A 19149-nucleotide genomic window follows, 5' to 3' on the forward strand; every position below is an offset into this window, starting at 1 on the left:
GTCTGCAGCACCTCCTGTACCGCCCGATTCCGTTCCCGCTTTCCCGCCGCTCCCTCAGCAGAGCGGCGCATTCTAGCGATTCTAGATAGACTGTCAAGCCCTATGCGGCACTTTTCGATTCAGTCCAACCGCACGCGGGCGAACCTGCGTTTTCCAACCTGAAAAACATGTGCTGATCCGGCGGGACAGCAAAGATGCGCATCCTCGACGCGCTCGCCGTCGATCCGCACCGCCCCCTGGCCAACCATCCGAATGGCCTCGGACGTACTTTTCACGAGTCCGGCGTCTTTCAATAAATTTGCAATCGGCAACTGACCCGATTCGGGGCACGTTAACCGAACCTCGGGGAGGTCGTCAGGCAGGGCGCCCTTCTGGAAGCGCGCGACGAACGCATCGCGTGCCTTCTTCGCCTGGTCAGCACTGTGAAAGCGGCCGACCAGTTCCATCCCCAGCTCGAACTTGATGTCACGCGGATTCGCCCCTTCCGCGACCGCCGCTCTCCATGCCTCAATCTCCGACATCTCGCGAAAGCTCAGCAACTCGAAATAGCGCCACATGAGCTCGTCCGACACTGACATGATCTTGCCGAACATCTCGTCCGGCGCGTCCGTGATGCCGATGTAATTGCCGAGCGACTTCGACATCTTCTGAACCCCGTCCAGCCCCTCAAGGATCGGTAGGGTGATGACGACTTGAGGATCCTGCCCATAAGCCTCCTGCAACTGACGACCGACCAGCAGGTTGAATTTCTGATCGGTGCCGCCGAGCTCCACGTCGGCCTTCAAGGCGACGGAGTCGTACCCCTGAATCAGAGGATAAAGGAACTCATGGATTGCGATCGGCTGACCCGATTTGTAGCGCTTCGAGAAATCGTCCCGCTCAAGCATGCGCGCAACCGTATGCTGCGCGGCAAGTTGGATCAGACCCGCAGCCCCAAGCTCGTTGAGCCATGATGAGTTGAAGACGACCCGAGTCTTCTCTGGGTCAAGGATGCGGAACACCTGATCCTGATAGGTCAACGCATTCTGCTGCACCTGCTCGGGCGTCAGCGGCTTACGGGTCGCGCTCTTGCCGGTTGGATCGCCGATCATCCCGGTGAAGTCACCGATCAGAAACTGGATCTCGTGCCCCAGTTCTTGGAACTGCCGAAGCTTGTTGATCAGGACGGTGTGCCCCAGGTGCAGGTCGGGGGCTGTGGGATCGAACCCTGCTTTGACGCGAAGAGGGCGCCCCGAGGCAAGTTTCTTGCGCAGAGCGTCTTCCACTAGGATTTCTTGGGTACCACGCTTGATCAGCGTGAGCGCACGTTCAAGTGACTCCATCTTCTAGACTGCCGTAATCGAAAGGTTGGCCTGAGGGCAACACAAAGCGATGCAGACTACGATGCTGCTCGATGAGACACAAGAGCCATGCCGGATTACGCCTAGCGGACCCAGGCAAACGCCTTGGGCGCCTTGTTCCTGTGCGGGGTTTGCGACTACACTAGTTGACGCAAAAAAACCCGTATTTACTTGATATTGCGATTATTTAATGATGCGCGACTATAAAATCAAACAAACCGAATGGCCGATTCACAAGAAACGCAAGGGTGCTCGGAAGATGCTTCTCAGGACCCTACTGGCTCTCATAGTAATCGCCGCAGGCTACACGGCCTATGAATGGATTCCAGCAGCCAGCACGGAACAGCTTGCCGAAGCCCCGACAGACCCGAACATCATCCCGCTCCAGCTCCCACCCACACCGGCAACGGCTGAAGAGATACCCGCAAGCAAGGACGCCTCGAACCCCTAACCGCGTATCGACGCTGTCCCCGGAAGCTCCCGCAGGAATCGACGCGATTCGAACCAAATCTCAATTCGATAGAGCCACGCACATGCCCTCGAATCAGGAGGAAAACGATGACCCACAACCACAGGTTGTCGTGGCGTTCGGATTCCTGATGACGAACTGGGCACCGTGAAGCCCTTCCGTATAGTCGATTTCCGCACCGGTCAGATATTGCATGCTCATGGGATCGACGAGCAGGGTTACGCCGTCGGTCACGACCTCAGTGTCGCCGTCCTGAACCTCTTCGTCGAAGGTGAAGCCGTACTGAAAACCGGAGCAGCCGCCGCCCTGAATATAGACGCGCAGCATCAAGGCAGGATTCCCCTCTTCCTTGATCAAGTCCGCAACCTTGGAGGCTGCGGAAGAGGAGAACTGAATCGGGGCATCGAGAACAGCTTCAGCAGACATGACTAACTCATCCTCATGATTGGGTGGACGCAATGGAGATGCGTCTGATTCGCCCTTAGTTCAAGCTCACCCAGCAATCCTTAAGGCGAATCCACCGACCAGGGAAACACCGCCGAGGTCGAAATCAACTGCTTGGTTGAAGGTTCGACGTCGACGACGATCGAATCAGGCTCGAAGCCCGCCGGCAGTTCGAACTCTCCGGTCAGATTCTGCATATGGTCGAAGTCCATCTTCAGCTCGGCGGGATCAGCGAACGGCAGGTCTTCCAAACTCAACGAAGCGGCCTCTCCTGCCTGTCGTCCGTCCAGGCGTAGCCGGATAGCACCTTGCGAGCGGCCAAACTCAGAAAGAATCTGCGCGGCTGAAAAGGAATAACGAAAGACGCGCTCCTTAGCAGTCGGGACAAGACGAAACCCAGACACCTGAACGGCGCCTTTACCTCCTTTTTGAATCAAGCGCTTGAGGTAAGACAGCTCCCTGGAGAGCGACAGATTGTCACCCAGCGCCCGCCTCAGCTGCTCCTTAAGAACTCGACTCGACTCAACGTCGATCTGCTGGGCGCGCTCCAGAACGAGGCGCTGACGCTCCGAATCCTCCAGTCTCGCCTTGACCTCGTCCAATTCGCGACTCAGATCGCGTCGCTGCAGACTTAGATTCGCAACCTGCATGCCGACTGTTGTGGAGACGCCCCCACCCCGCCCGAGGTCGTATCCGAGCCCAAAGAGAATGGCGAGCAGGAGGCTGACCGTGCCGAAAAGCAGCAATCGCCGCGAGAAACAGCGTGCGGAATTGGGCATTGTCCGCGATCAGGGCAGCAGGGCCACAGACTCCAACCCCATCGACTCAGGCATCCCGAACATGAGGTTCATGTTCTGAACGGCCTGCCCGGCAGCCCCCTTCACCAGATTGTCGATCACCGACTGCACGACGACGACGTCGCCCGCCCCTGGCCGGGCAACCGCGATCCGACAATGATTCGCACCACGCACCGAGCGCGTATCCGGGTGACCACCCGGCATCAGGTCGATGAAATGCTCATGCGCGTACCGCTCGGCATAGAGCTGGTCGAGATCGACGCCCGGATCGGTCAGCCGGGCATAAAGCGTCGCCTCGATACCACGAATCATCGGCAGCAGGTGGGGAACGAACGTCAGATTCACCTCGACCCCAGCGAAATGGGCCAGATTCTGAGTGATCTCGGGCGAATGCCGATGCCCCATCACGGAATAGGCCTTGAAGCTCTCGCCGACCTCGGCCATCAGTAGCCCAGTGCTCGCCTTACGCCCGGCCCCACTAACACCCGATTTGGCATCCGCGATCACCCAGGCCGGGTCCACCACACCCGCCGCGAGCAGAGGCAGCAGGCCGAGGGTCACGGCGGTGGGATAGCAGCCCGGATTGGCGATCAAGCGCGCATCGCGAATGGCCGCGCGATTCAGCTCGGGCAACCCGTAGACCGCCTCGGCCAGGAGTTCGGGGCATTGATGCGGCATGCCATACCAACGTTCCCAAAGGGCGGGATCCTTGAGCCGGAAGTCCGCAGCCAGGTCGATGACCCGCGTTCCCAGATTCAGCAGATCCGGCACCGCCTGCATCGCGGTCCCGTTCGGCGTGGCGAAGAAGACTAGGTCGCAATCGCCGAGCACAGAGGTATCCGGCTCGGTGAAACACAGATCCACCTGTCCCCGCAGATGAGGAAAGAGATCGTCGACACGCTGGCCGGCCTCGCTTCGCGAGGTGATCGCACGCAAGGAAACCTCAGGGTGGCGAACCAGGATGCGCAGCAGTTCCGCCCCAGTGTACCCCGTTCCTCCAACGATCCCGACCCTAAGCATCTCGCCCCCTCACCCACGTTGACGGACTCACCGAGTCCACCGAAAAAGATAGATCGCCGAGACAGAGATTCGCCTCAACGCACATGAAAAACAAAGGCCACGCAAAAAACGAAAGCGGCCTAAGCCGCTTTTGGATGACTCACCGACCGATCCCTGTTTGCGCCTGCCGACAGCCAGCCGCCACTCGGTCGAGAATCGCTGGTCGAACGCCAGGCTCGACCAAGAATCAACGCCATGCCCGACGCCAGATCAGGAGCAGCCGCCACCCGACGAAGAGCTGGAACCGCAGCCGCTGCATCCGCCGCCCATCTGAGGCAGGTTATTGAACACGAAGGTGGCGTTACCGTCCTCGTTGTCGACGAAGTCGATCTCGACACCGCGCAAGTGCTCCAGCGTCGCATCGTCGACGACGACCTTAAAGCCCTCGAAGGGGAGCACGCCATCGTCATCGTTGATCACATCGGTAAAGGTCATACCGAAGCTGATCCCGCTGCATCCGCCTGCCGTCGCGAAAACGCGGACACCCTGAACACTGTCGTCGACCTGCTTGAACAGATCCTGCATTTTCACCTGAGCCGGCGAAGTCAGCGTCAGATCCATCTCATTCAGCACTGCGGACATGTCGAAAACCTCTGAAAAACGTAAAATCTGCCTTCAATCGCAGAAGGCTAGCAGAAACCGATCAAGCCATTCTAGCGCAAAAAACGGGGTTAAGAGCCGAGCTGAAATTGGACGCTCAGAGACGCCAGGTGGCGCTCGGCGTCGATCAGATGCCGCCCCCAATGCCGATCGTAACCGATCGACCAAGCGGCAACGGCGTCCTCAGGATCCTGACCGAACAGGCTAAGCCCTTGCTGCAGCTCGTAATAGATATCCGTCAAATCGTCGGCGAGACTACCGGTCATCGCTTCCGCGCCCTCGCTGAAGCCATCGAACTCGAGCCAATAACTATCGCGATCGGCCAAAAGGCTGCGAAGTCTAACGAAAAGATCGAAGCGGACGTCGAGATCCACGACCTCGGGCCGCTCGAAAGAGCGCCCCGGCGCACTGATGGAGGCGATGGCCGCATGCAAACGCGGCAGGAGTTCGGCGACCTGCATCAACCAGGCATCGCGATCACCGGAACAGGCATCGATCAGGTCACAATAGCGGCGTGCGAGCACTGCCACTTCGCGATGCTCGTGGTGAGCAGCGAAATCGAGGAGCCGAGCGGTCTGAGTGATTGCGTTCATGCATGAGAGTGTAGCCGAGAACGAACGAATTGAGCGACAGCTTGGCGTTCACTGCGTCACAAGATCGACTAGATCTCGACCATGTCGAACTCTTCCTTACCGACACCACACTCCGGGCACTTCCAGTCGGCAGGAACATCGTCCCAGCGCGTTCCAGGGGCGATGCCATCCTCGGGCCAGCCCTTGGCCTCGTCGTAGATCCAACCGCAAACGATGCATTGATAGGTCTTCATACTGCCACTGCTCCAGACCGGGGAACGGGGACGCGCGGACTCGTCGAACGCCATGATCGACAAGCGCAACGACGCCGGGTTTAAATTGGCCTCAAGAATCGGGGATCGGCAACCGGATTTCAACACGGCGGCCAACCGCTGGACCGCCCCCATCGGACCATCGCGTCCACCCAGGAATTGCGCCCCTCAGCTCGCCCAGCAGAAGCTGACCCGCCAAACCCAGGCTCCCACGAGGACTGAAGCAGTATGAAAGACAGCGTCGAGCGCCCAGTGGTGCTCTGCATCGGTGGTCACGACCCAAGCGGCGGGGCCGGCATTCTGGCCGACGCCGAAGCGATCCAGGCCGCCAAGGCCTTCGCGGTTACGGTGATCACCGCATTGACGGACCAGGACACCTGCGGACTGCGGCGTATCTTCCCCCAACGGCCGGAGCAGATCGCCGACCAATGCCGCCACCTCATCGCCGACAGCGCGCCTCGGGCCATCAAGATCGGCCTGATCGGCAACTCGAATATCATTCGAACGCTCAACGAGGTGATCGATAAGAATCCCAAGCTCCCGGTGGTGCTCGACCCCGTGCTGGCCAGCGGCACCGGCCAGACCCTCGTCGACGCGGCCCTGCTCAACCAGCTGCGCTATCACCTCATCCATCGCTGCCGCCTGATCACGCCCAACCTGCCGGAGGCGCGGACACTCACCGACGCCCATACACCGGAAGACTGCGCCAAGCGTCTGCAGACCTATGGGGCGCGCTGGGTGCTGATCACGGGCACGCACGACGAGACTCAAGAGGTCGTCAACCGTCTCTACGGACCCGATGGATTCCAGCAGGAATGGAGCTGGCCCCGGCTGCCGGACACCTATCACGGCTCCGGCTGCACGCTGGCGAGCGCGATCGCCGCACGACTCGCCTGGGGCATGGAGATGGTCGAGGCGGTCGCGTCGGGGCAGTTCTACACCTGGCAGAGCCTCCAGCACGCCTTCCGCTCTGGACGCTGCCAGCTGACACCGAACCGGTTCCACGACTTACATCCATCCGACACGGCCCGATGAACCAGACGCTCGACGGCCTCTATGCCATCACGCCGGACGCCTCAGCCAGCCCCGAGGCCTTGACCACGCTGGTCGCCCAAGCGATCGAGGGCGGGGCCAAAGTCGTCCAGTACCGCGACAAGCACTCAGACCACGCGGGGAGGAAGGCCCGCGCCAGCGCACTCCTGGCGCTGTGCCGAGCATCGGGCGTTGCGCTGATCGTCAACGACGACCTGGAACTGGCGCGGAGCCTGGGCGCGGACGGCGTGCATCTGGGCCGCGACGACCCCGATCCAAGAGAGGCACGCGCCCTGCTCGGCCGCCAAGCCATCATCGGGGTCTCCTGCTACGACGACTTCTCCCGAGCCGAGGCGGCGGCCGAGGCCGGCGCCAGCTATGTCGCCTTCGGCAGCTTTTTCCCCTCGACGACCAAACCGAACGCCGTGGCGGCCGACCCCGGCCTTCTCACCCTGGCCCGAGAGCGCCTGCCGATACCACCAGTTGCGATCGGCGGGATCACGCCACAAAATGGCGGGCTATTGATCTCGGCGGGCGCCCGGATGCTCGCGGTCGTCAGCGGCGTCTTCGCGCAGCCCGACATCGCCTCCGCCGCCCGCGCTTACACCACCCTGTTTCCGAAGGAGACCTCCTGATGAGCCGATCCCACGACCTCTTCGAAGCCGCCCAGCGCCATATCCCTGGCGGCGTCAATTCGCCAGTGCGCGCGTTTCGCGGGGTCGGGGGCGACCCGGTCTTCTTCGAGAGCGCATCCGGCCCCTATGCCTTCGACGCCGACGGCAAGCGCTACATCGACTATGTCGGCTCCTGGGGGCCGATGATCCTGGGCCATGCCCATCCCGAAGTCCTGGCCGCCGTGCGCGAGCGTCTCGACAAGGGCCTCTCGTTCGGCGCCCCGACCGAGCTCGAAACCGTCATCGCCGACAAGGTCTGCGATCTGCTGCCGAGCGTGGACATGGTGCGCATGGTCAGCTCCGGCACCGAGGCGACCATGAGCGCGCTGCGTCTGGCGCGCGGCTACACCGGACGCGACAAGATCGTGAAGTTCGAGGGCTGCTACCACGGCCACGCCGACTCGCTGCTGGTCAAGGCCGGCTCGGGCGCGCTCACCTTCGGCGAGCCCAACTCCCCCGGCGTCCCGGCGGCCCTGGCCGAACTCACCATCACCCTGCGCTACAACGACATCGAGCAGGTGCGCGAGACCTTCGCCCAGATCGGCTCCGAGATCGCCTGCATCATCGTCGAACCGGTCGCCGGCAACATGAACTGCATCCCGCCGGTCCCCGGCTTCCTCGAAGGGCTGCGCGAGGTCTGCGACCAGTACGGCTCGGTCCTCATCTTCGACGAGGTCATGACCGGCTTCCGCGTGGCGCTCGGCTGCGCCCAAGGCAAGTTCGGCATCACGCCCGACCTGACCGCGCTCGGCAAGGTCATCGGCGGCGGCATGCCGGTCGGCGCCTTCGGCGGCAAGAAGGAGATCATGTCGCACCTCTCGCCGATCGGTCCCGTCTACCAGGCCGGCACCCTCTCCGGCAACCCGATCGCCATGGCCGCCGGCCTCAAGACCCTGGAACTGATCTCCGAGCCGGGCTTCTACGACCGTCTCTCGGCCAAGGTCGAAACCCTATTGAAAGGGCTCCAGGAGCGCGCCGATGCGGCGGGCGTGCCCTTCAGCACCAACCAGGCCGGCGGCATGTTCGGGCTCTTCTTCACCGCCGACAAGGTGACGAACTACGAACAGGCAACCCAGTGCAACCAAGAGCACTTCAAGGCCTTCTTCCACGGCATGCTGGAGCGCGGTGTCTACCTGGCCCCCTCGGCGTTCGAGGCCGGCTTCGTCTCCATCATGCACGAGGACGCGCACATCCAGGCGACGCTGGACGCGGCCGCCGAGACCTTCAAAGCGATCGCGGGCTGACGGATCCGACTCCACACGGAAGAGACGGACGACACGGATGGACGACCGTCTCGCTGAACTTGGTTGATTGAAGGCAAGGGTTGATTGAAGACAGGCCGGTCGCCGCCTCGTTTCGGGACGCTCCCGCAGGCGGCGACCGACCTGTTCTTACGTTGTAGAACTCGCACTATCAAACGATCGCCCTCTCAGGGCGACGATCGAGGAACCTTCGGGTATACCGAAGGCTAGGGTCCTATATTCGGAGGAGCAAGCCATGGACTACCAAACCGTTTACGATCGCTCAATGAGCGATCCGGCCACATTCTGGGCCGAGGCGGCGCAGTTGATCGACTGGGAAACACCCTGGGAACAGGTGCTCGATAGCAGCAACCCACCCTTCTACCGCTGGTTCAGCGGAGCCACGCTCAACACCTGCTACAACGCCGTCGATCGGCACGTCGCCGCCGGACGCGGCGCTCAGGCGGCGATCATCCACGACAGTCCGGTCACCGACTCCAAAACGGTCATCACCTACGCCGAACTCCAGGACCAGGTCGCACGCTGCGCCGGTGCGCTGAAAGCGCTCGGCGTCACCAAAGGCGACCGCGTCATCGTCTACATGCCCATGGTGCCCGAAGCGCTCGTGGCCATGCTCGGCTGCGCCCGAATCGGGGCCATCCACTCGGTCGTCTTCGGCGGCTTTTCGGCGCGCGAACTCGCAACCCGTATCGACGACGCCAAGCCAAAGGTCATCATCGGCGGTTCCTGCGGCATCGAGCCCAACCGGGTCGTTCACTACAAGCCGCTGCTGGACTCGGCGATCGAACTGTCCGAGCACAAGCCGACCAACTGCCTCATCCTGCAACGTCCTCAGGAGCCGGGCGAGCTCATCCCGGGTCGCGATCTAAGCTGGACCGAGGCACTGGCGAGTGCCGAACCCGCCGATTGCGTACCCGTCGCCGCCACCGACCCGCTCTACATCCTCTACACCTCGGGCACCACCGGTCAGCCCAAGGGCGTGGTCCGGGACAACGGCGGTCACGCCGTCGCCATGGCCTGGAGCATGAAGAACATCTACAACATCGATCCGGGCGAGGTGTTCTGGGCCGCCTCCGACGTCGGCTGGGTCGTCGGACACTCCTATATCGTCTACGCCCCGCTCCTGATCGGCGGCACGACCATCGTTTACGAAGGCAAACCGGTCGGCACCCCCGATCCCGGCGCCTTCTGGCGCGTCATCGAGGAACACAAGGTCTCGACGCTCTTCACCGCACCGACCGCCTTCCGCGCCATCAAGCGCGAAGACCCCAATGCCGAACACCTCGCACGCTACGATCTGAGCGGACTGCGCGCCCTCTTCCTCGCCGGCGAGCGCTGCGACCCGGACACCCTCAACTGGGCCGAAAAGATCCTCGGCGTCCCCGTGATCGACCATTGGTGGCAGACCGAAACCGGTTGGGCGATCGCGGCCAACTGTCTCGGCATCGAGCAACTCCCGGTTAAGGCCGGCTCCCCGACCTGCGCCGTCCCCGGCTACAACGTCCAGGTGCTGGACGACGAGGGCGACCCGGTCAAGCCCGGGGACATCGGCCGCATCATGATCAAGCTGCCCATGCCGCCCGGATGCCTCACCACGCTCTGGGGCAACGACGCCCGCTTCGTTCAGTCCTACATGTCGACCCAGCCCGGCTACTACCTGACCGGTGACGCCGGCTATATCGACGAAGACGGCTACATCTACGTCATGAGCCGGATCGACGACATCATCAACGTCGCCGGACACCGCCTCTCCACCGGCGGCATGGAAGCGGTCCTGGCCTCTCACCCCGACGTTGCCGAGGGCGCAGTGATCGGCGCCGCCGATCAGCTCAAGGGCGAACTGCCGGTCGGGCTGGTCGTGCTCAAATCCAAGGTCGAACGGGACAAGGCACTCATCATCAAGGAACTGGTGAATCTCGTGCGCGAGCAAATCGGCCCGGTCGCCGCCTTCAAGACCGTGGTCATCGTGGATCGTCTGCCCAAAACCCGCTCTGGAAAGATCCTGCGCGGCACCATGAAGGCGATCGCCGACGGCAAGGACTACCGCCCACCGGCCACCATCGACGATCCGGCCATCCTCGACGAGATCACCTCCGCGCTAAGCGCCATCGGCTACGCCAAGCACGGCTGATCCGCCGCATCGGACCGGCGCGGGCGCGCCTCTGTGGTAGCGCGCGCGCCGGCCCTTCCCGCACTCCGACCTCCGCGTCAAAAGCGGAGGCAGTCCCCGACGAGCCCGCCGCACCATGCACCGCCTCTTCACCCAACCCATCCGCATCACCGACGAGGTCATCGACACCAACGGCCACACCAACAACCTGGCCTATCTCGCCTGGATGCAGGAGATCGCCATGGCGCATGCAGCCGCCTGCGGCTGGACGCTGGAACGCCACGCTCAGGAAGGAACCAGCTGGTTCATCCGCTCGCACTTCATCGAATACCTGCGCCCCGCCATGGCCGGAGACGACCTCGTCCTCGCCACCTGGGTCGCCGGATTCGCCGCGCGCTCCTCCCCGCGACGCTACCTCTTCTGGCGACCGCACGACCAGCGCGTCATCGCCAAGGCCGAAACCCTATGGGTCTACGTGCAAGCCGCCACCGGACGCCCGCTGCGCGTCCCCGCCAGCGTCCAGAACGCCTTCGAGGTGATCGAGGACGAGGAAGAGGTCATGCAAACGCTCGTGGTCGAATTCTCCCAGCCCTGAGGACGGATCCGTCGTCGGTCGGCAACCCGTCAAGCGTCCCGGAAGTCCGATCTGGGATAGACTCCCGACGTATCCACAGCGGACACATGCCAGTCCGCCCGCCAACCAGCCGATACCCATGACACCGGAAGCCAAGGCGCGTCAGCACATCGACCACAAGCTCGAACAGGCGGGCTGGGTCGTTCAGGACATGAAACGGCTCGACCTCTCGGCCAGCATCGGCGTGGCCGTGCGCGAGTTTCCCACCGACTCTGGCCCCGCCGACTACCTGCTGTTCGTCAATCGCATCCCTGTGGGGGTAATCGAGGCAAAGCGGGACAGCGCCGGTGCAAACCTCACCGTCACCGAAAGCCAAACCGAGCGCTACGCCACAGCCAATCTCAAATGGCGCAAGGACGACACCCCGCTGCGCTTCCTGCTCGAGGCCACCGGCCAGATCATCCGCTTCACCGACAGCGCCGACCCGACGCCGCGCTCGCGCGAGATCTTCCACTTCTTCAGACCCGAAACCCTGGCCGCCTGGCTGGCCCAGCCAGACACCCTGCGCCGCCGGCTCGTCGAGCAGATGCCGGAGCTGCCAGAACAGAACCTGCGCGATTGCCAGATCGGCGCCGTCACCGGGCTGGAACGATCGCTGGCGCAGAACAAACCGCGCGCCCTCATCCACATGGCCACCGGCGCGGGCAAGACCTTCACCGCCATCACCTCGGTCTACCGTCTGCTCAAGTTCGGCGGGGCAAAGCGCATCCTGTTCCTGGTCGACACCCGCAACCTGGGCCGACAGGCGCATCAGGAGTTCATGGCCTACTCGCCGCCCGATGACGCGCGCAAGTTCACCGAGCTGTACAACGTCCAGCGCCTGGCCTCACCCAGCATCGACCCGCATGCGCAGGTCTGCATCAGCACCATCCAGCGCATGTACTCGATCCTGTCCGGCGAGCCCATTGATGACTCGGCCGAGGATCTTTCGCTCAGCGAGGTGCGGCAAACCGCCCAGCAGGAAAAGCTGGTCCGCTACAACCCGGCCGTGCCGGTGGAGACCTTCGATTTCATCGTCATCGACGAGTGTCACCGCAGCATCTACAACCTCTGGAAGCAGGTGCTCGACTACTTCGACGCCTTTCTGATCGGACTCACCGCCACCCCCGACAAGCGCACCTTCGGCTTCTTCAACGAGAACATCGTCGCCGAATACAGCTACGAGCAATCGGTCGCCGATGGCGTCAACGTCGGCTACGACGTCTACGCGATCGAAACCGAAATCACCCAGAAAGGCGCCGAGCTCAAGGCCAAGGAGTGGGTCGACCACCGCGACCGCCAGACCCGCAGGAAGCGCTGGGCCGAAACCGAGGACGACGCCCTCTATACCGGCAAGGAGCTGGACCGCTCCGTGGTCAACCCCAGCCAGATCCGGCAGGTGATCCTGGCTATGAAGACCGCCGTCGAGACACGCATCTTCCCGACACGCCAGGAGACGCCCAAAACGCTCATCTTCGCCAAGACCGACAGCCACGCCGACGACATCATCCAGACCGTGCGCGAGGTCTACGGCCAGGGCAACGCCTTCTGCAAGAAGGTCACCTACCGCGCCGAGGAAGACGCCGACAGCCTCCTCGCCAGCTTCCGCAACGACTACAACCCGCGCATCGCCGTCACCGTGGACATGATCGCCACCGGTACCGATGTGAAGCCGCTGGAGGTGCTGCTCTTCATGCGTGACGTGCGCTCGCGCGGCTATTACGAGCAGATGAAGGGCCGGGGCGTGCGCAGCCTGGATGGCGACAGCCTCAAGCGCGTCAGCAACAGCGCCGACGGCGCCAAGACCCGCTTCGTGCTCATCGACGCCGTGGGCGTCGAGCAATCGCTCAAGACCGAGAGCCGCCCGCTGGAGCGCAAGCCCGGCCTGGCGCTGCAAGACCTGCTGCAAGGCGTCGCCCTGGGTCATCGCGACGACGACACCCTCCTCTCGCTCGCCAACCGTCTGCTGCGTCTGGCCAAGCAGCTCGACGACAAGGCCCAGGCGCGCATCGGCAAGGTCTCGGGCGGCATCCCGGTCGCCGCCCTGGGCAAGTCGCTCATCAACGCGCTCGACCCCGATGCCATCGTCGCCGACGCGCTCGCCACCGCCCGGACCAAAGGCATCACGCGCTCGGAAGACACCCTGCTGCCGGACGAACTCGAAACCGCCCGCGCCGAGCGCGTGGCCATCGCCTGCGCGCCCTTCGACAAACCCGAGCTGCGCGACGCCATCGACGGCGCCCGCCGCGAGCGCGAGCAGCTCATCGACCACATCAACCTGGACCAGGTCACCTTCTCCGGCTTCGGCGAGCAGGCCGACGGCGAGGCCAAGGCCGTGATCCAGCGCTTCGCCGACTACATCGCCGAGCACAAGGACGAGATCGCCGCCCTGAGCTTCTTCTACCAGCAGCCCTACCAGCGCCGGCAGCTCACCTTCGACATGATCGAGGAACTGCACGAACACCTGGCCAAACCACCGCTGATGATCACCACCGAACGCCTCTGGGGCGCCTATGCCCGCGTGCAGGCCGGCCAGGTCAAGGGCCAGACCAGCCGCCGCCAGCTCACCGACCTGGTCTCGCTGGTCCGCTTCGCCCTCGGGCTGGACGCCGAGCTGAAGCCCTTCAGCGAGCAGGTCGACAAACGCTTCCAGGACTGGATCTTCCGCCACAACGCCCAGCGCGGCACCGCCTTCACGCCCGAGCAGACCGAGTGGCTACGGCTGATGAAGGACCACATCGCCAGCTCCTGCAGCATCGGCCGCAACGACTTCGATTACGCTGAATTGGCCGACAAGGGTGGATTGCAGAAAGCCTGGATGCTGTTCGGGAAGGAGCTGGATGGGTTGATGGAGGAGATGAATGAGGAGTTGGCGGCGTGAATCAGTATCCAAGAATTCGTCTTGGTGACCTATGCGAAAAAATCACGGATGGAACTCACCATTCTCCGGCCAATTTTCCTCAAGGGGCTTTTAAGTACATCACCGCAAAGAATATCAAACCATGGGGGCTCGACCTTACCGACCTGACATACGTCGATGAAGAAACGCATCGTGAAATATTCGCGAGATGCGATGTCAAGAGAGGCGACATTCTTTACATAAAAGATGGCGCGACCACAGGCGTCGCAGCGATAAACCCATTAGATGAAGAATTTTCATTGCTGTCGAGCGTCGGCGTTCTTCGTCCTGGGAAAGCTGTACGATCCAAGTATTTGCTCTATGCGCTTCAGGACCCCGAGACAAAAGCAAAAATGTTGGATGGGGTGGCAGGAGTAGCCATCACACGATTGACACTACGCAAGCTCAACGACGCAGAGGTGCCTGTCGCGCCACTAGCCGTACAAGATCGCATCGTTTCAAAACTCGATGAACTGCTCTCCGATCTCGATGCCGGCGTTGCCGAGCTAGAAGCCGCACAGAAGAAGCTCGCGCACTACCGCCAGTCCCTGCTGAAAGCCGCCGTGGAAGGCGTACTGACCGCCGAGTGGCGGGCTGAGAACACTCCTCGCGAAACCGGCGCGGACCTGCTGCAACGCATCCTCACCGAACGCCGCGCCCGCTGGGAAGCCAGGCAACTGGCCAAGTTCCAGGAGCAAGGCAAGCCCCCGCCCAAGGACTGGCAGAAGAAATACCCCGAGCCGGTGCAGCCGGATACGAGCGGATTGCCGGAATTGCCGGAGGGGTGGGTATGGGCGAGTCTTGACGCGCTCATAGACGAGGGTCCACAGAACGGGCTATATCTGCCAGGAGATCGTTACGGCTGCGGGATACCAATTCTTCGCATTGACGACTACCAAATTGGCTGGCATCGCATGCGCTCAGAATTGAATTTGGTCGATGCCGACGCTTCTACTATCGCGCTATATGCCCTTCAGCCTGGAGATATGGTGATCAACCGCGTCAACAGCATGACGCACCTGGGGAAGTCGCTGAGCATCACAGTCACCTTGGATGGTGTGCTGTTCGAGTCGAACATGATGCGGCTGCGCTTTTCGAGCGAGGTCTCATTGGACTACGTCTCGTTCTATTTGGGCTCACACATTGGGCGGGCGAGGCTCACTAAAGACGCTAAGTGGGCCGTCAATCAAGCCAGCATCAACCAGAAAGATGTGCGACGTACACCGATTCCGCTACCGCCTATATCGGAGCAGGTCACAATTGCGACGATGTTGCAGGCTCAGCACGGGGCAGTTACCTCGCAGGCCACCGCCATCAAACACGCCCTCCAACAATCCGCCGCCCAACGCCAGAACATCCTCCGCGCCGCCTTCTCCGGCCAACTGGTCCCGCAAGACCCCGACGACGAGCCAGCCAACGTCCTGCTGGAGCGCATCCGCGCCGAGCGCGAAGCGCGGGGCGCAGTGAAGAAGCCGCGCGGCCGCAAGGCAAAAGAGCCGGCATGAGTGAAAGGGTCTTCGACCTGGTGGCTGATCGGACAACGGCCTCTCCAGAACTGTGCTCCATACCCCCAGAGCTTCGCCCCATACCTCCAGAGCTGGCCGGGTAAGCTCTGGAGGTACCGGTTTATTTGTCTACCCTGCCGACTGGCCTCGTAATCAGAGTCCGCTGGCCAGAGCCCCGACAGTCGGCAACCGAGCGAACCAACACGGACTGAATCGGCCAATGAAAATCGAATCCATCCGCCTGAAAAACTTCAAGGCGTTCCGCGATGTGCACCTGAAGGACATTCCGTCTTTTCTGGTGGTCGTGGGTGCCAATGGCTCCGGGAAGTCAACGCTGTTTGATGTGTTCGGATTTCTCCACGATTGCCTGAAAAGCAACGTGCGGCATGCGCTGGACAAGCGTGGACGTCTTCCGGAGGTGCTGAGCCGAGGCTGCGATCCCAAGCAGGATTCCATTCTGATCGAATTGCAGTACCGCATGGAAATCACCGGCGTGGAGCGCTTGGTGACCTACTCACTGGAAATCGGCGAGCGCAGCGGCTCGCCCGTGGTCCTCAAGGAGTTGCTACGTTACAAACGCGGCCGTTATGGCAGTCCATTTCACTTCCTCAGTTTCGTGAATGGCGAAGGTTACGCGATCACGAACGAGGAAGATTTCAACAAGGCCGATGAAGCACTTGATCGCGAAACGCAGAAGGTGGCGCCGGATACGCTGGCCATCAAAGGGCTGGGGCAATTCGAACGATTCAAGGCGGCCAGTGCCTTCCGGCGTCTGATCGAAAACTGGCACGTTTCCGATTTTCACATCAGCGCGGCACGCGGACGCAAGGATGCGGCGGGGGAATCGGAACATCTGTCAGAGTCCGGTGACAACCTGCCACTGGTCGCGCGCTATCTGCACGAACAACACCCGAAGATCTTCCAGAACATCCTGAGAACGATCGCCAAGCGCGTTCCCGGCGTGTCCTCCGTGGAGCCCAAGCTCATGGAGGATGGCTACCTCACGCTGCGCTTTCAGGATGGCTCGTTCAAGACGCCGTTTCTGGACCGCTATGTATCCGATGGCACCATCAAGATGTTCGCCTATCTGGTGCTGTTGCACGACCCAAAACCCCACCCGTTGCTGTGCGTGGAAGAGCCGGAGAACCAGCTATACCCGCAACTCATGGCGGAGTTGGCCGAGGAATTTCGCCGTTATGCCAACCGGGGAGGACAGGTGTTCGTCACCACACACTCACCCGATTTTCTGAATGCGCTGCAGCTGGAAGAGGTGTGCTGGCTGGTCAAGCAGCAGGGCTGCACGGAAATCCATCGCGCCAGGGACAACGCGCAGATTGCCGCCTATGTTGGGGAAGGCGACCAACTCGGTTACCTGTGGAAACAGGGTTTCTTTGACGGGGCTGACCCGCAATGAGGGAGCTGGTCTTCTTGCTCGAAGAGCCGTCCGCAAAGGCGATGCTGGAATCCTTGCTGCCACGGATGCTGAACGAGAATACGCGTTTCCGTTGTATTCCTTTCGAGGGCAAGCAAGACCTCGAAAAACAATTGGCACGGAGAATTCGAGGCTATCAAAACGATCGGGCGCGCTTCATTGTGCTGCGCGATCAGGATAGTCACCCGGATTGCATGGCGGTCAAAGGCAAGCTGCTCGCCTTGTGCGACGAATCCGGCAAGGCGGCCCGATGCCTGGTTCGCATTGCGTGCAGGGAGCTGGAGGCGTTCTATTTGGCCGATCTGCAGGCGGTGGAACACGCGCTGGAGATCAATGGTCTTGCAAGAAAGCAGCAAACCAGAAAGTTTCGGACCCCGGATCAGTTGGGCAGTCCCAGCAAGGAGCTGAAGACCTTGACCAATCAACGCTACGAAAAAGTAGCCGGTTCACGCGCCATCGGGATGCACTTGGACCTCGATAACAATAGATCGCCAGGTTTTCGCAATCTGATCGCGGCAATCCGACGCATGGAAAATGAACTCCTCCAGGAGGAGGCATGAACGCATCCACCCTCGTCCAAAAAGTCTGGAACTTCTGCCACACCCTGCGCGACGACGGCGTGGGCTATGGTGACTATCTGGAGCAGCTCACCTATCTGCTGTTCCTCAAGCTGGCGCACGAGTACGCGCAGGAGCCCTACAACCGCGACACACGCATCCCCAGGGGCTATGACTGGGCCAGTCTCAGGTCCAAGGTCGGCGAACCGCTGGAGGCACATTACCTCGTCACCCTGCACCGGCTGGGCCAGGAGCCCGGCATGCTGGGCGCCATCTTCTTCAAGGCACAGAACAAGATCCAGGACCCGGCCAAGCTCGCGCGCCTGGTGCAGATGATCGACGCCGAGCGCTGGATCAGCCTGGACGCCGACACCAAGGGCGATCTCTACGAGGGTCTGCTGCAGAAGAACGCGGAAGACACTAAGAGCGGCGCCGGACAGTACTTCACCCCGCGCCCGCTGATTGAGGCCATGGTGGCCTGCGTGCGACCCGAGCCGCTGAAGACCATCGCCGATCCGGCCTGCGGCACCGGCGGTTTCTTCCTGGGTGCCTACAACTGGCTGACGCGGCCGGGTGCCGGACTGGACAGACGCCAGAAGGAATTCCTGCGCGACCGCACCTTCCACGGCAACGAGATCGTGCCCAATACCCGCCGCATGTGCCTGATGAATCTGTTTCTGCACAACATCGGCGAGCTGGACGGCGAACCGTCGGTCGAGCGCTCGGACGCCCTGATCGCCGAACCGGCACGCAAGGTGGACTACGTGCTGGCCAATCCGCCCTTCGGCAAGAAGAGCAGCATGACCATCACCAACGAGGAGGGCGAGGAAGACCGGGGGGCGCTGACCTACGAGCGGCAAGATTTCTGGGAGACCACCTCGAACAAGCAGCTCAACTTCCTGCAGCACATCGTCAACCTGCTTAAGGTGACCGGCAAGGCCGCCGTGGTGCTGCCGGACAACGTGCTGTTCGAGGGAGGCGCCGGCGAGAAGATCCGCCGCAAGCTGCTGGAGACCTGCGACCTACACACCATCCTGCGCCTGCCCACCGGCATCTTCTACGCCCAGGGCGTGAAGGCCAACGTGATCTTCTTCGATGCCCGGCCCAAGGACGGCCAGGTCCACACCAAAGGAGTCTGGTTCTACGACCTGCGCACCAACAAGCGCTTCACGCTGAAGACACGAACGCTCAAGCTGGACGACCTGCAAGACTTCATCGCCTGCTATAACCCGGACAACCGGCACGAGCGCCGCGAGACCGAGCGCTTCAGGTACTACAGCTACGCAGAACTGGTCGCCCGCGACAAGGCCAGTCTGGACATTTTCTGGCTGAAGGACGACAGCCTGGAAAACCTCAATGACCTACCTCCACCCGAGGTGCTGCAGCAGGAGATCATCGAGCACCTGGAAGCGGCGCTGGCCTCGTTCAGGGATGTAGCTGCTGGTCTGAAACGGGATTGATACAGGCGTCGAGCCGCCCACTCAACGGAATGATTCCGGCGGCCGTCATGGG

Annotated in this window: 18 protein-coding genes; 11 read left to right on the forward strand and 7 right to left on the reverse strand. The window is 62.0% G+C overall.

Annotated elements, in window-relative coordinates:
- Positions 1-119: 119 nt before the first annotated feature.
- Positions 120-1322, reverse strand: a complete 1203-nt coding sequence (tyrS, locus tag ACFSJC_RS10590) for a tyrosine--tRNA ligase (protein WP_386026438.1) — start codon at positions 1320-1322, stop codon at positions 120-122.
- A gap of 208 nt (positions 1323-1530) precedes the next feature.
- Between tyrS and ACFSJC_RS10595 the strand changes: the two genes are divergently transcribed.
- Positions 1531-1791, forward strand: coding sequence for a hypothetical protein (locus tag ACFSJC_RS10595; RefSeq protein WP_386026440.1), 261 nt, complete (start codon positions 1531-1533; stop codon positions 1789-1791).
- Between the two features lie 93 nt (positions 1792-1884).
- Here ACFSJC_RS10595 and erpA read toward each other — a convergent pair whose 3' ends face one another.
- From erpA to ACFSJC_RS10625, 6 genes are all read right to left on the reverse strand, one after another.
- Positions 1885-2235 carry an iron-sulfur cluster insertion protein ErpA gene (gene erpA / locus ACFSJC_RS10600; RefSeq protein ID WP_386026442.1) on the reverse strand — a complete coding sequence of 117 codons (351 nt, stop codon included), beginning with the start codon at positions 2233-2235 and terminating at the stop codon, positions 1885-1887.
- An 80-nt stretch (positions 2236-2315) separates the two neighbouring features.
- Positions 2316-3032 carry a DUF6776 family protein gene (locus tag ACFSJC_RS10605; protein WP_386026444.1) on the reverse strand — a complete coding sequence of 239 codons (717 nt, stop codon included), beginning with the start codon at positions 3030-3032 and terminating at the stop codon, positions 2316-2318.
- Positions 3033-3041: 9 nt separating this feature from the next.
- Complete coding sequence (gene argC / locus ACFSJC_RS10610; protein ID WP_386026445.1) at positions 3042-4070, reverse strand: N-acetyl-gamma-glutamyl-phosphate reductase; 1029 nt, start codon at positions 4068-4070, stop codon at positions 3042-3044.
- A 249-nt stretch (positions 4071-4319) separates the two neighbouring features.
- On the reverse strand, positions 4320-4691 hold the full coding sequence (locus ACFSJC_RS10615) for a HesB/IscA family protein (RefSeq protein ID WP_386026447.1): 372 nt from the start codon (positions 4689-4691) through the stop codon (positions 4320-4322).
- Positions 4692-4780: 89 nt separating this feature from the next.
- Positions 4781-5239 carry a DUF5063 domain-containing protein gene (locus tag ACFSJC_RS10620; RefSeq protein WP_386026448.1) on the reverse strand — a complete coding sequence of 153 codons (459 nt, stop codon included), beginning with the start codon at positions 5237-5239 and terminating at the stop codon, positions 4781-4783.
- Positions 5240-5370: 131 nt separating this feature from the next.
- A complete protein-coding gene (locus tag ACFSJC_RS10625; protein WP_386026450.1) occupies positions 5371-5535 on the reverse strand; it encodes a rubredoxin in 165 nt (54 codons plus the stop codon).
- Positions 5536-5781: 246 nt separating this feature from the next.
- Between ACFSJC_RS10625 and thiD the strand changes: the two genes are divergently transcribed.
- The 10 genes from thiD to ACFSJC_RS10675 all read left to right on the forward strand — a co-directional run bounded on the left by thiD (position 5782) and on the right by ACFSJC_RS10675 (position 19097).
- Positions 5782-6588: a bifunctional hydroxymethylpyrimidine kinase/phosphomethylpyrimidine kinase gene (thiD, locus tag ACFSJC_RS10630; protein ID WP_386026452.1), complete on the forward strand. Its 807-nt coding sequence runs from the start codon at positions 5782-5784 to the stop codon at positions 6586-6588.
- Positions 6585-7220, forward strand: coding sequence for a thiamine phosphate synthase (gene thiE, locus ACFSJC_RS10635; protein ID WP_386026454.1), 636 nt, complete (start codon positions 6585-6587; stop codon positions 7218-7220). The genes thiD and thiE overlap by 4 nt, the downstream gene beginning before the upstream one ends.
- Positions 7220-8503 carry a glutamate-1-semialdehyde 2,1-aminomutase gene (gene hemL / locus ACFSJC_RS10640; RefSeq protein ID WP_386026456.1) on the forward strand — a complete coding sequence of 428 codons (1284 nt, stop codon included), beginning with the start codon at positions 7220-7222 and terminating at the stop codon, positions 8501-8503. Before thiE ends, hemL begins: the two co-directional genes overlap by 1 nt.
- Positions 8504-8756: 253 nt before the next feature.
- Positions 8757-10652, forward strand: coding sequence for a propionyl-CoA synthetase (locus ACFSJC_RS10645; protein ID WP_386026458.1), 1896 nt, complete (start codon positions 8757-8759; stop codon positions 10650-10652).
- A gap of 115 nt (positions 10653-10767) precedes the next feature.
- Positions 10768-11226 carry an acyl-CoA thioesterase gene (locus tag ACFSJC_RS10650; RefSeq protein WP_386026460.1) on the forward strand — a complete coding sequence of 153 codons (459 nt, stop codon included), beginning with the start codon at positions 10768-10770 and terminating at the stop codon, positions 11224-11226.
- 118 nt (positions 11227-11344) lie between these two features.
- The gene (locus ACFSJC_RS10655) at positions 11345-14125 is read left to right on the forward strand and encodes a type I restriction endonuclease subunit R (protein WP_386026462.1); all 2781 of its coding nucleotides are present in this window, start codon (positions 11345-11347) and stop codon (positions 14123-14125) included.
- Complete coding sequence (locus ACFSJC_RS10660) at positions 14122-15648, forward strand: restriction endonuclease subunit S (protein ID WP_386026463.1); 1527 nt, start codon at positions 14122-14124, stop codon at positions 15646-15648. Before ACFSJC_RS10655 ends, ACFSJC_RS10660 begins: the two co-directional genes overlap by 4 nt.
- Positions 15649-15868: 220 nt before the next feature.
- Entirely contained in the window at positions 15869-17062 is a 1194-nt protein-coding gene (locus ACFSJC_RS10665) for an AAA family ATPase (RefSeq protein WP_386026465.1), read from the forward strand.
- Positions 17059-17640 carry a DUF4276 family protein gene (locus tag ACFSJC_RS10670; RefSeq protein ID WP_386026467.1) on the forward strand — a complete coding sequence of 194 codons (582 nt, stop codon included), beginning with the start codon at positions 17059-17061 and terminating at the stop codon, positions 17638-17640. Before ACFSJC_RS10665 ends, ACFSJC_RS10670 begins: the two co-directional genes overlap by 4 nt.
- Positions 17637-19097: a class I SAM-dependent DNA methyltransferase gene (locus tag ACFSJC_RS10675; RefSeq protein ID WP_386026469.1), complete on the forward strand. Its 1461-nt coding sequence runs from the start codon at positions 17637-17639 to the stop codon at positions 19095-19097. Before ACFSJC_RS10670 ends, ACFSJC_RS10675 begins: the two co-directional genes overlap by 4 nt.
- Positions 19098-19149: the final 52 nt, after the last annotated feature.

This window comes from Thiorhodococcus fuscus (genome assembly GCF_042682685.1).
GTDB classification, from domain to species: Bacteria; Pseudomonadota; Gammaproteobacteria; order Chromatiales; family Chromatiaceae; genus Imhoffiella; species Imhoffiella fuscus.

Excerpts from the sequence above, each read along its gene's own strand:
- ACFSJC_RS10615 (WP_386026447.1), bottom strand. The coding sequence starts at position 4,691 with ATGTCCGCAGTGCTGAATGAGATGGATCTGACGCTGACTTCGCCGGCT.
- argC (WP_386026445.1), bottom strand. The coding sequence starts at position 4,070 with ATGCTTAGGGTCGGGATCGTTGGAGGAACGGGGTACACTGGGGCGGAA.
- ACFSJC_RS10665 (WP_386026465.1), top strand. The coding sequence starts at position 15,869 with ATGAAAATCGAATCCATCCGCCTGAAAAACTTCAAGGCGTTCCGCGAT.
- ACFSJC_RS10595 (WP_386026440.1), top strand. The coding sequence starts at position 1,531 with ATGATGCGCGACTATAAAATCAAACAAACCGAATGGCCGATTCACAAG.
- ACFSJC_RS10655 (WP_386026462.1), top strand. The coding sequence starts at position 11,345 with ATGACACCGGAAGCCAAGGCGCGTCAGCACATCGACCACAAGCTCGAA.
- thiD (WP_386026452.1), top strand. The coding sequence starts at position 5,782 with ATGAAAGACAGCGTCGAGCGCCCAGTGGTGCTCTGCATCGGTGGTCAC.
- ACFSJC_RS10675 (WP_386026469.1), top strand. The coding sequence starts at position 17,637 with ATGAACGCATCCACCCTCGTCCAAAAAGTCTGGAACTTCTGCCACACC.
- ACFSJC_RS10650 (WP_386026460.1), top strand. The coding sequence starts at position 10,768 with ATGCACCGCCTCTTCACCCAACCCATCCGCATCACCGACGAGGTCATC.
- tyrS (WP_386026438.1), bottom strand. The coding sequence starts at position 1,322 with ATGGAGTCACTTGAACGTGCGCTCACGCTGATCAAGCGTGGTACCCAA.
- hemL (WP_386026456.1), top strand. The coding sequence starts at position 7,220 with ATGAGCCGATCCCACGACCTCTTCGAAGCCGCCCAGCGCCATATCCCT.
- ACFSJC_RS10645 (WP_386026458.1), top strand. The coding sequence starts at position 8,757 with ATGGACTACCAAACCGTTTACGATCGCTCAATGAGCGATCCGGCCACA.
- thiE (WP_386026454.1), top strand. The coding sequence starts at position 6,585 with ATGAACCAGACGCTCGACGGCCTCTATGCCATCACGCCGGACGCCTCA.
- ACFSJC_RS10605 (WP_386026444.1), bottom strand. The coding sequence starts at position 3,032 with ATGCCCAATTCCGCACGCTGTTTCTCGCGGCGATTGCTGCTTTTCGGC.
- ACFSJC_RS10670 (WP_386026467.1), top strand. The coding sequence starts at position 17,059 with ATGAGGGAGCTGGTCTTCTTGCTCGAAGAGCCGTCCGCAAAGGCGATG.
- erpA (WP_386026442.1), bottom strand. The coding sequence starts at position 2,235 with ATGTCTGCTGAAGCTGTTCTCGATGCCCCGATTCAGTTCTCCTCTTCC.
- ACFSJC_RS10625 (WP_386026450.1), bottom strand. The coding sequence starts at position 5,535 with ATGAAGACCTATCAATGCATCGTTTGCGGTTGGATCTACGACGAGGCC.